Consider the following 11,439-nt stretch of genomic DNA (forward strand, 5'->3'; position numbering starts at 1 on the left):
ACGAAAGATTATATTTTAACTGAGATATGAAAAAATTTCTGACTGCCATTCTGTTTGCTTTAGCATTCGCCTTCGTTCCGGCGAACGCATTCACCATGGATGTGCAGGGCGGTGTCGTGAACCATGTGAGTGATATCGGCACGTTCAACCTGAACGTTTTTGGCCACTTGTGGTATCCTATTGACCAGATGCTCTTTTTCGGCATCGGCACAGGTTATCAGGAAATCGACAACGTGAGCTTGATTCCCGTTTCGGGCAGCGTCTGGATTCGCCTGCCTATCGGCAGCACGGCTCTTCCTGTAGCGACGGGTGACTGGGGCTATCTCTTTGGTTCCAACGGCCAGATGTTCTGGCGCGCCGGTGGCGGTTTAGACATCAAGAATGGCGATTATTCGTCCATCATGCTGATGGGTGGCTACCAGTTCCTTGACCACGACGGTAAAGGCTACGCCTACGTGCAGGCGGGCATATTAGTAGAACTGTAGTCTATTTCCCTAATTCTTGTTCTAGGAACTGCTTGTTCTCTTCGACTTTCTGCTTCTGCGGATTGTCCGGGTATTCCGTCAGGCATTTGTCGAGCGGAGCGATGGCGTCTTGCAGCATCTTTTTCTTCTTGGCCGGGTCTTTTAGCTTTTGCGCCTTGGCGAACGTCTGGCTAGTCGTCTTGCGCTGCTTGGTACAGAAGGTATCTGCAAGCTTCTGGTAGAGTTCGCTGGCTTCTTTGCGCAGCTTGCTTGCCTTGAGTTTGTTCAAGAGTTCCTTGGCTTCGCTGAATTTTTCTTTTTGCAAGAGAGTGTCTGCCTGGGCCAGCGCCTGGGCCGGATCGTGGGATTCCCAGTACTTGGTGGCTTCGGCGTTAGTGAGTTGCATCAGTTCGCGAATGTGGTCAATCAGCTCCTGCAAGTGCAGGACGTCTTCGAAGTCGCGGTAACGCATCTGCAAGGTGACGGCTTGCTTCTCGGCTTCGGCAAATTGAGCCTGGTTGTCGGCGAGAGCCTTCACGGCTGCATATTCCTTTTTAGCCTTGGCGAGGGTGTTCTTGTAGGCGATATCTTTCTGTGCCTTGGCCCATTGGGTAAGGGAGTCTCCCGGAGCGAGGGCGATCAAGCTGTCGGCCGTTTCGGCTACGAGGCCGTAGTCGGAATTGGCGCGGTTCATGTTCTTGATCTGGAATACCATGGGCTCGTAGGCCTTGGCCTTTTCGGCTCGGGTCTTGCCGAATTCATTCAGCATGGAGTCGGCCTTGGTTTCCCACTGTGCCCACAAGGGCTTGATGACGCGGAAACGTTCCAAGTAGGCGGTGGCAGAATCGGTGTAGCCTGCTTTGTACAAAGCGTCGGCGTAGTCAAAAATATTCTGGACAATTGCCGGAATGGTGGTGTAGGGGTCGGCGACATCGGTCTTGGCGGTTGCGTCTGTGTTCGGAGTGTTGACGGGTGTCGCGCTCGGAATGTTGTCCGGCGTGCTCAAGCGATGGTTGTCCAACGCCTGGGAATTAAAATAGACATCTTGTTCGGCGCTTGTGGCCGGTTGGCTCGCTTTCGGGGTAGTCTCTGCTTGAGGCTCTGAAACGTCTGCGGCGTTTGCCGATTCAGGCTGGGGATTGGTTTCGGGGGCGGGGGCATTGCCGACGCAAGCCGTCAGCGCGAATGCCATAGAACAAATAAAACTGGGGAGTATAGCCTTATTCAAGATCATGTTGCTAATATAGAAAGAAAACGGACTGCGAAAATAGAGCTTTTTAGTGCGAAAAAGGATGATTTTTACTGAAAAAAAGGAGTGTCCGTGAAAAAACGTTTGCATTTCTGCAAATATTCAATTAATTTAAAGGAGAGAGAAAATGTGAATTAAGGTGGGAGCAATGACTTTGCGTGATAAATCCGACATTCCCGCGTCGGTAGTCGTGGATCTTTTGAATACGGCCAAGGTGGACCCGTTTGTGATTTTCGATGCGAAAACGCACGAAATCTATATGGTGAATCCTTCTATGTCGCTTTTTTGGAAACCGAAAAGACCCTATGAACAGGGAATCAAGTTCGAAGAATATTTCTTTCCTGCCAACGAACAGAATACCTTGTTTGTCGAAGAACTCCTTGAAAAAGGGGTGACGATTATTCGCTGCCCGTATTCGGGAAAAGACCTGGTTGTAGAGGCGTCGCAGATTTCCTGGAATGGCAAGCGCTCCATTTTCATGCGCGTAAACGATCATTCCGACCGGTTCTTCGATTCCCTGACGGGGCTTCCGAATTTAGAGTATTGCCGCATCCGCGGAGAAAACTATGTAGAGGGCCTTTTAAATGCAGGTAAAACCCCTGCAGTGGTTTTCTTCGACATTATCGGGATGAAGCTTTACAACAATGCCAACGGCTTTAGCTCCGGAAACGAGTTCTTGATTCACTTTGCGGCCGTACTGAAAAAGCAGTTTGCAGATAACCTGGTATGCCGTAGCACGAACGACCATTTTGTCGTTGTTGCAGACATTGCCAACCTCGAAGAAAAGTTGCGCGAAGTTCGAAAATACGTTAAAGGTACGGTTTCGAAAATTTCGATGGACCTTTACGTGGGCATTTGCCAAACGGATACAGAAAGCGATATTCTCGACGCGATTGAAAAGGCGAAACTCGCCTGCAACATTCAAAAGAAAAAAGGCGACAAATTTATCCGGCAATATGACGAAGACCTGCACAGGACACTCTTGTTGCACAATTACGTGGTAAACCACATTGACGATGCCATTGCGAACGGCTACATCAAGGTTTACTACCAGCCGGTGGTGCGAACGATTTCGGAAACGTTCTGCGGCATGGAGGCGCTTGCCCGTTGGATCGATCCGGAACAGGGCTTTTTGAACCCGGGCGAATTTATCGGCGCATTAGAGGAATCCAAGCAAATCCATAAGCTCGACAGCCACGTGATAGAACTTGTCTGCAGAGAAATGCGCGAACAATTGGACCAGGGCTACCCTGTGGTTCCGGTGTCGTTCAACCTTTCGCGATTGGACTTTACCGGCTGCGATATTTTTGAGGTAGTCGAAGGTATTCTTGAAAGATACAAGATTGAGCGTGACTACATCCGTGTAGAAATTACCGAAAGCATCATGGCGTCGGATTCGTATATCCAGCATGAAATTGAGCGATTCCGTCTGGTTGGCTACGAAGTCTGGATGGACGATTTCGGGAGCGGTTATTCTTCGCTGAATACGCTCAAGGACTACAAGTTCGACGAACTTAAAATCGACATGGCCTTCCTTTCGAACTTTAACGAGGTATCCCGCACCATTATCAGCTCGATGGTCCGCATGGCGAAAAGCCTTGGGTTAAAGACCTTGGCCGAAGGTGTAGAAACCAAGGAACAGATGGAATTCCTGAAGAGCATCGGTTGCGAAAAAGTCCAGGGCTACTACTATGGGAAGCCGCAACCGTTGAAGGCTACCATGGAGCACATGGAGACTTCGGGAATAGTCATCGAAGATAGTAACACGCGTGCAGTGTATTCAAAAATCGGGCGTCTCGACTATCAGGAAAATACTCCCAGGGCGATCATGTCCTTCGAAAACGGAATTTTCAAGTTCCTGTTTGTGAACAAACAGTACGAAGAACAGCTCCTGAGTCTCGGTTTTAAGGATGTCCAGGAAGTCGAGGATGCTTCGAACAATCCTGAAAACCCGGTGTACTACACACTTCACGAGGCAGAAAGGGCCGCCTACGAGGCTCCCTGTGAAGTGACCTATGTGACGCACGGTATGTACGTCTTTATGAAGGGCCGCCTTATTGCCGACAATAACGGCTGCCACATTTACGATTTGTCTTTCCGCAATACGCATGTGAGTGCTCATGAAAGTTCTTCTCGCGGCAAGGAGGTCGCACTTCCGGCGAATACGAAGACCATCTTGATTGCCGAAGCTAATCCGCAAGAGAGAGCGTTCCTTGAAAGTATTCTGAGGTCGGATTACCACGTGCTGCTGGCCGAAAATGGCGAACAGGCGCTCAGCTTGCTGCTTGAATACGGGCGTCATGTGGCTCTTGCCTTGATTAACGCAAACCTTCCGAAAATGGACGGTTTCAAGCTCATCCAGAATTTCCAAACTGAACGGCGCAATCTCCAAATTCCATTTGTTGTCATGACCGACAACATGGATTTAGCCAAAGAAAGCATCCGTATAGGCGCCACTCAGTTCCTCTTGACGCCTATTAAAGATAGGGGCATGCTCAAGGCAAAAATTGATGGCTCTATCAAGAATGCCGAAGAACTGCAGCAGCTGGCGTTGAACTACATGGAATTTGTTCCCGGCGGAGTAGTCTTGTTCAGCGTAAAGACGGGCGAAATTCTTTATGCGAACGCTCGCGTGCTCGATATGCTGGAGTGCCACAGCATCGAAGAATTCCGCACCTATGTCGGAAGATTCTTCAAGAACGCGATCCTCCCCGAAGATTACGGAAAGATAAATGCCGAAATCTCGGAACAGGTGACGAGCAGGAGTACAGCGACAAAGCAGCTGACTTTCCGTGTAAAGACGACTGGCGGAAAAACCAAGCGTGTCTACCATGTGGGTAAAGTCTTTGGCAAAACCCCGTATGGCACCATCTTTTCGGCCTTCATGTCCGAAGATGACTTGGCGATGAAAGCGTACTTTAACCGTAAAGACGCCTTTGAAAAATTCATGGCATCGGGCGTGTCGACGAACTCAAAGTCCTACGATCCGGGCTATCGAGGGTTCCTGTTCTGGAATCTGACAAAGAATTCTCCGGTACTTCGCATGGGCGGAATCTCGTACATTCCCAAGGAACTCGAAGACAAGTACACCTACGAAATCCATTACAGGTACCTGAGTTCCTTGATGCTGCAAAACGAGACTAATGTCATCAATTCATTGGATTACACCCGCGACAAGCTGATTCTCGATTACATGAACAAGTGCATGGTCCACGCAATGGACATAAGCTATGACGTCGCGGGCTTCAAGTTTACCATCCGCTCAAGCTTTGACATGATGATGGATCCGGAAACAGGCGACATCATCCTGAAACTGCAAAACGACAGTATCAAGACGACAAAGAAGTAACGATCTCTCAAAAAAGAAAACCCCGACTCAATTGAGCCGGGGTTTTCAATTTCGCGTTAGCGGGGCTTATGCCTGCTTGTAGCTTTCGAGCGATTCCACGCTGAGGCTCTTCACGAAGTTGTAGTGCTTCGCGACTTCGGCTTCGGCGAGGTTCAGGTACACCTTCACGCTCTTGTCGAACAGTTCAGGCGACTTGGTGGCATCGCGGAGGAGCAGCTGGCTCATCACGCAGTTGGCGGCCATTTCGTACAGGTGACGGCTGCAGAGGTCGGTGAATTCGTTGTTGTTCGCTGCCTTCACGAATTCCACAGCTTCGTTGTACTTGGCGTTCATGGCCTTTGCGCGAGCCTTGAGTGCTTCGTATTCCGGGCGCACATCCTGGGCTTCGAATTCTTCGAGCATCTGGCTGTAAGTACCGGTGGTCACGTGCGGGAGAGCTGCAACCGTCTGCAACTGCGTCGTACCTTCGTAAATGGATGTGATACGGGCGTCGCGGTACAGGCGCTGGCAAGCGTATTCGAGCATGTAGCCCGAACCGCCGTGAACCTGGATGCTGTCGTAGCTGTTGATGTTTGCGTATTCGGAGTTCATACCCTTTGCAAGCGGAGTGCATGCAGAGGCGAGCTTCTGGTACAGCTTGAGTTCGGCCTTTTCTTCGTCGGTGAGCTTGCGGTCACGTTCGATGTCTTCGAGGCCCTTGTAGATGTCCACGTAGCTGGCTGTCTGGTACAGCAAAGCGCGGCCTGCATCGAGGCGTGCCTTGATGTGGGAAATCATTTCGTACACAGCCGGGAAGTTCACGATAGCCTGACCGAACTGCTTACGGTCCTTGGCGTAGGCGAGAGCTTCGTTGTAAGCCATCTGGCTGATGCCCACGGACTGGGCGGCAATGCCGAGGCGTGCGCCGTTCATGAGGGCCATCACGTACTTGATCAGACCGAACTTGCGGCGGCCGCAGAGTTCTGCCTTGGCGTTCTTGTAGACAAGTTCGCAAGTCGGGCTTCCGTGGATACCCATCTTGTTTTCGATACGGCGGACATCAACGCCACCGTCGCGCTTGTCGTAAATGAACATGGAAAGACCACGACCGTCGCGGGTGCCTTCTTCGGAGCGGGCGAGCACCAGGTGAATGTCGGAGTCGCCGTTCGTGATGAAGCGCTTCACGCCGTTCAGGTACCAGCACTTGTCGGCTTCGCTGTAGGTGGCCTTGAGCATCACGCGCTGCAGGCCGGAACCGACATCGGGTTCGGTCAAGTCCATCGACATCGTTTCGCCGGCGCACACGCGCGGAATGAAACGGGAACGCTGGTCTTCGTCGCCGAATTCATAGAGCGTCTCGATGCAGTCCTGCAGGGACCAGATGTTCTCGAAACCGGCGTCTGCAGAGGCGATCATTTCGTTGATGGCCGTGTAGGCGGTAATCGGGAAGTTCAGGCCGCCAAAGCGGCGCGGCATCGTGACACCGTTGAGGCCAGCCTTGCGGGTGGCTTCGAGGTTTTCATAGGTCTTGGATGCGTAACGAACGCGGCCGTTTTCGCAGTGCGGGCCTTCGGCGTCCACTTCTTCGGAGTTCGGGAAGACGGTGTTCGCGGTGATGTCGCCAGCGACTTCGAGCACGCGGTTGTAGTTGTCCATCGCGTCGGCAAAATCTTCCGGCGCATAGTCGAAAGCGTCCTTGTCGGCATAGCCCTTTTCCTTGAGCTCGACAATGCGCGGCATCAGGGAATTGCTTTCGAGGTTGAATTTAATCTCGGGATGATCTGTATAAAAATTCGCCATATCGCCTACTTATTGTTTGCCTTGTAATACTTGATCATCTTCGGGAGAACTTCTTCGACGGTGCCGTTGATCACGTAATCAGCGATAGCGTTGATCGGAGCTTCGGGGTCGGAGTTCACGGAGATGATGATACCTGAATCCTGCATGCCAGCGAGGTGCTGGATCTGGCCGGAAATACCGAAAGCGATATAGACCTTCGGGCGGACAGTCACGCCGGTCTGACCGATCTGGCGGTCATGATCGACAAAGCCCGCATCCACGGCGGCGCGGCTTGCACCGACTTCGGCGTGGAGTTCCTTGGCAAGTTCAAACAGCAGGTCGAAGTTTTCCTTGGAGCCCATGCCGTAACCACCGGCGACCACGATGGGTGCGCCCTTGAGGTTGTGCTTGGCCTTTTCCACATGGCGTTCGAGCACCTTGACCACGTATTCCGTTTCCGGCACGTACTTGGCCACGTCGTGCTTGATGACTTCGCCCTTGTAGTTCGGATCGACAATTTCCTTCTTCATCACGCCTTCGCGCACGGTCGCCATCTGCGGGCGGTGTTCCGGGTTCACGATCGTTGCGACGATGTTGCCGCCGAATGCCGGGCGGATCTGGCAAAGCTGGTTTTCGTAAGCCTTCTTCACGCCACCGATGCTCATTTCGAAGCTGTCGATTTCGAGTTCGGTACAGTCGGCGGTAAGACCGCTGTGCATGGCGCTAGAAATGCGCGGGCCGAGGTCACGGCCAATCACGGTTGCACCGAGCAAGCAAATCTGCGGCTGCTCTTCCTTGAAGAGGTTCACCACGAGGGCTGCATGCGGGTTGGTGGTGTAGGGGAACAGGCCTTCGGCATCGAACACATGAACCTTGTCCACACCATACGGGAAAACCTGCTTTTCAATGCCATCGAGGCCCTTACCGGCGCAGATGCACTCGAGCTGAACGCCGAGCGTGTTGGCCAGCTTGCGACCCTTGGACAAAAGTTCGAGGGAAACGTCAACGACGGTCGTGCCCTCAATTTCGCAATATACAAATACGTTATTCATAGGCTAGCCAATAATTTTCTCGTCTAAAAGTTCCTTGATAAGTCCTTCAACGTCGGCGTCGCTCGCGGTAAGCGTGCGGCTTTCCTTCGCCTTGAACACGATGTTCTTGACAGCCTTCACGTTCGTCGGAGAACCGGCCTTACCGATCTGCGTCGGGTCGGCGTCGATGTCCGCGGCACCCCACTGCGGGATGTCGAGGTAGGGCTTCTTCGCGATGAGGGCGGCGTACTTTTCGGCGGCTTCCGGAGCGCGTTCGGCGACGGCGGTTGCATTCTTGAACTTCATGATGCGCTTCGCGTTGCGCGGGCGGCACGGAGCGGCACTGCCGTTCACGGTCACGACCAGCGGGAGCGGTGCTTCCACCGTTTCCACACCACCGTCGATATGGCGGCGGATCACAACCTTGCGGGCCTTCTCGTCGAGGCTCAAAATTTCTTCGGCGTAGGTCACCTGGGTGAGTCCGAGCTTTTCGGCAATCTGCGGACCGACCTGTGCGGTGTCACCGTCGATAGCCTGGCGGCCACCGAGAATGATGTCATAGTCGCCGACCTTCTTGACGGCCTGGGCGAGCGTGTAGCTAGTAGCGAGCGTGTCAGCGCCACCGAGGGAACGGTCCGTAATCACGTAACCGCAGTCGGCACCGCGATACAGAGCTTCACGGATAACTTCAGCGGATTTCGGCAGACCCATCGTCAGCACAGAGATGGTGGAACCCGGGAACTGGTCCTTCAAACGAAGGGCTTGCTCCAGGGCGTTCAGGTCTTCGGGGTTGAAGACCGCGGGCAATGCGGCACGATTGATAGTACCCTGCGGCGTCATGGCGTCCGGGCCTACGTTTCGTGTATCAGGTACTTGCTTAGCAAGCACAACGATTTTAAGACTCATAATTCTCTAATTAGGTTGTACAGTTAATTGCTGAAATCTTGCGACTTTGCAAAATTTACGGGGTATAAAATAGCATTTTCTCTCGAATGTCGTTCTCGGCTTGACCATGAATCGCCGCATTCACCTGTAAATTATGTGTAAGAAAACTGTAGTAAATTCGTAAGATGTGGCTTTGCCCAATGAGGGGGGAATGAAGATTGAGCCTGCAAAAATGTGTAGAATGATATGGGCAATGTAGCACTTTATTGTTGTGGATAAGTCGCCCGATAAGGAATGGCGAACTGCCCCCCGAAATTAGACTTCGTTTAAAATTTTAAACAAAGGGCGTCCTTTCAACACGAAAGTTCTACATAGCCGTTTTCGCAGAGCACCATTAACAGCCTGCCCAGAGGGCTTTGGCCATTTGCAAACCAGTTGAACGACTGATTTTTTACGTCCGCGTTTTGTGGCAGACGGTGCTCTACGTTGATAGCCAAGGGGCCGGTTCCCCTCAGGGTAACTGTCTCGATTCGCGATACTGTCAATACTGCGAAGGGCGACGACCTCAAGCAGATAGTGGAACTTCCCGCCCGAATCGAATACGCTGTCAGCGGGATTAGCTGCTACTCTGCGAATAAATATATTTAATGCGATTGTGAAAAGCAAGAGGTATGACTTTCGCCCTTACTTCACCACTTCGATGTACACGCCCTTGGGTAAATCGGGGAGGGCGCCGCTTGCGTTGCGTACTCCGACAGGCTTTCCGAGCGCATTGAATATCTTGCTGCCGGGCTTGCCGTGCCGCGCTTTCTCGAAATTGCGGATGACTGTGGTGCCGCCTTCGATTGTTACCTTGATTTCAAAGGTGACTTGCTTACTGCCGTAAACGAGCGCTTGTCGCACGGTGAATGTATCTCCGGCTTTGACTTTACCTGGCATGTGGCCGATTTTCGTGGTCATGGTCGTGAGGTCCACGTTGGAGAACACGACGCTAGAGCCGTTCGGGTCCCAGGCAACGATTTTGCCGTCCTTGTCGAACCAATGTCCGGTGCCTTCGCCGGTCGTTTTGCTGTTGAGGCTTCCGTCGGGTTCCACTCCGTAGAATTCTACTTTGTCTTCAATTTCAGTTCGCTTGATGCCGAGGATGCTTGCGGCTTCGCTGCCATTCAGGTCGAGCGTTACGGGCGCATAGCTGTCGCTTATTGGGAGCGTTGTCTTGAGCGCGATTTTCTGGACAGTGATTTCGACAGAGCTGCTGGATGCGGGTTCCGACGAACTTGAAGTTGGCTCGGAACAGTTCTCACCGATGCAGAACGTGAGCGATTCACCGGGCGTCCCGATGTCGGTAATCTTGAGACCTGTCTTGGAGCCGTTATACCAGCGGATAGCGGGGTAGACATCATCTGAAAATTCCGAATAAGTGCCGCTCTTGAAGAACGTGTTGGCGGTGCTGCCCGGACTTGGCCATTGATCGCCCGGGTTGTCGCTTGATTTGCCTGCGGCGCTGGCGTGCACGATTCGGAGTCCCAGCTTATCCGCAGCGGAATTGCCTTCAATGGAAAAATCGTAATGCTGCATCAAGAGGCCGCTGCCTGCAAGCACCTTGTTGCGGCCCGTGTTGCGCACGTAGGACCACACCAATCCTTCTTGGTTTGGCTTGTTTGGGTTCTTGTAGCGGTAGCAGAATTCTCCGGGCTTGGAAACTTCGAGGGGCGTTATGTTGTTTACGTCGTCGCTGGTGATGTCCACAAACGGAATCCAGCCCTGGTCTGCACGGAAAAAGTCGTTTATTGCCACCGGGTTCAGGTCGTTTGCGCGGTTGCCCATAGTGCAGTAGTCGCCATACCAGTAGAGGTCCGGCCAGCCAAAGATCATGTGCCCCGATTCATGCACAAAAACATATATCGAAAACTTGCCCGGCATGTCCGTCATCTGATGGTGCGTGAGCCGGACTCCATCGCGCCTTTCGTTGGACCATCCGGAATGCGGCCACAGGCCCTGTCCCCAAGTTTGCCCGGCGCCGGCGTATACGATGTTGATGGCTTCGGTAGTCCCGTCCTTGTCGTTGTCGTAGCGCGAAAAATCAACCTGAGAATCGAAATACGCGAATACTTCTTTCATCAGCGAATCCGACCCGGAGTATCCCTGCAAACCTTCGTACCAGGACTTGGGATGCTTTGCGCGGTACCAGCCGTAGACTTCGTTCGTGAGGTCGAGCTGCCCGTTAGAAACGTCTAGATAGTAGTCGCGTACGGAACCGTTGCAGCCGTCCCTATTGAAGCCTTCCTTGTTGAGCCATTCCTTGACTTCGTCCACTGTAACGGGGACTGCCTGGTCCGAGAAATCGACGAGCAGGGTAAGGCTGTAGATTTTGCCCTTGGGGGCGGCGTAGTGGCCCTGGGTTGTGACCGCGGTCGTTTTCATGAGGGCGCGGGTTTGGGGTGCCCCGCGGGAATTGTCGAACGTGGGCCTCGCCTCGGCGGGCCATTCCTGGACGCGTTTCCCCTGATACACGATGTCTGCAAAAAGCATCGTCGGGAACAACAATAATAAAAGACAAAGCGGGTTAACCCAATTTTTCATATAACACATCCCATGTTTAGTACACCTTTTTTCCGAAAATACATTAATTTCGCCCCAAAAGGCCGCTTTTCTTTAAATTTTACGCAAGGGGGCTTTGAAATTTCTGCAAAACTATTTGCT

At 52.5% G+C, this 11,439-nt stretch carries 7 protein-coding genes; 2 read left to right on the forward strand and 5 right to left on the reverse strand.

Translation table 11 applies throughout. The features are described 5' to 3' along the window. The first annotated feature begins 26 nt into the window (after window positions 1–26). Window positions 27–485 (forward strand): hypothetical protein, encoded by a 459-nt coding sequence (locus BUA40_RS02845; protein WP_072798123.1) that lies wholly within the window; start codon window positions 27–29, stop codon window positions 483–485. 1 nt (window position 486) lies between these two features. On the opposite strand, the gene BUA40_RS02850 is transcribed toward BUA40_RS02845, so the two are convergent. After that, on the reverse strand, window positions 487–1,656 hold the full coding sequence (locus tag BUA40_RS02850; protein ID WP_072798125.1) for a hypothetical protein: 1,170 nt from the start codon (window positions 1,654–1,656) through the stop codon (window positions 487–489). 205 nt (window positions 1,657–1,861) lie between these two features. Between BUA40_RS02850 and BUA40_RS02855 the strand changes: the two genes are divergently transcribed. Then, window positions 1,862–5,062, forward strand: a complete 3,201-nt coding sequence (locus BUA40_RS02855) for an EAL domain-containing protein (RefSeq protein WP_072798128.1) — start codon at window positions 1,862–1,864, stop codon at window positions 5,060–5,062. 66 nt (window positions 5,063–5,128) lie between these two features. Here the strand turns inward: BUA40_RS02855 and BUA40_RS02860 are convergent, their stop codons facing one another. The 4 genes from BUA40_RS02860 to BUA40_RS02875 form a co-directional block, all read right to left on the reverse strand. Then, a complete protein-coding gene (locus BUA40_RS02860) occupies window positions 5,129–6,841 on the reverse strand; it encodes an acyl-CoA dehydrogenase family protein (protein ID WP_072798130.1) in 1,713 nt (570 codons plus the stop codon). A gap of 5 nt (window positions 6,842–6,846) precedes the next feature. Next, on the reverse strand, window positions 6,847–7,872 hold the full coding sequence (locus BUA40_RS02865) for an electron transfer flavoprotein subunit alpha/FixB family protein (protein ID WP_072798132.1): 1,026 nt from the start codon (window positions 7,870–7,872) through the stop codon (window positions 6,847–6,849). Between the two features lie 3 nt (window positions 7,873–7,875). Further along, entirely contained in the window at window positions 7,876–8,757 is an 882-nt protein-coding gene (locus tag BUA40_RS02870) for an electron transfer flavoprotein subunit beta/FixA family protein (protein WP_072798135.1), read from the reverse strand. Between the two features lie 663 nt (window positions 8,758–9,420). Then, entirely contained in the window at window positions 9,421–11,319 is a 1,899-nt protein-coding gene (locus tag BUA40_RS02875; RefSeq protein WP_072798138.1) for a M6 family metalloprotease domain-containing protein, read from the reverse strand. Window positions 11,320–11,439: the final 120 nt, after the last annotated feature.

Source organism: Fibrobacter sp. UWT2, assembly GCF_900142545.1.
GTDB lineage: Bacteria > Fibrobacterota > Fibrobacteria > Fibrobacterales > Fibrobacteraceae > Fibrobacter.

What these genes read in the sequence shown, in the direction of transcription:
- BUA40_RS02845 (WP_072798123.1), top strand. Translation starts at nt 27, where the DNA reads ATGAAAAAATTTCTGACTGCCATTCTGTTTGCTTTAGCATTCGCCTTC.
- BUA40_RS02850 (WP_072798125.1), bottom strand. Translation starts at nt 1,656, where the DNA reads ATGGCATTCGCGCTGACGGCTTGCGTCGGCAATGCCCCCGCCCCCGAA.
- BUA40_RS02855 (WP_072798128.1), top strand. Translation starts at nt 1,862, where the DNA reads ATGACTTTGCGTGATAAATCCGACATTCCCGCGTCGGTAGTCGTGGAT.
- BUA40_RS02860 (WP_072798130.1), bottom strand. Translation starts at nt 6,841, where the DNA reads ATGGCGAATTTTTATACAGATCATCCCGAGATTAAATTCAACCTCGAA.
- BUA40_RS02865 (WP_072798132.1), bottom strand. Translation starts at nt 7,872, where the DNA reads ATGAATAACGTATTTGTATATTGCGAAATTGAGGGCACGACCGTCGTT.
- BUA40_RS02870 (WP_072798135.1), bottom strand. Translation starts at nt 8,757, where the DNA reads ATGAGTCTTAAAATCGTTGTGCTTGCTAAGCAAGTACCTGATACACGA.
- BUA40_RS02875 (WP_072798138.1), bottom strand. Translation starts at nt 11,319, where the DNA reads ATGAAAAATTGGGTTAACCCGCTTTGTCTTTTATTATTGTTGTTCCCG.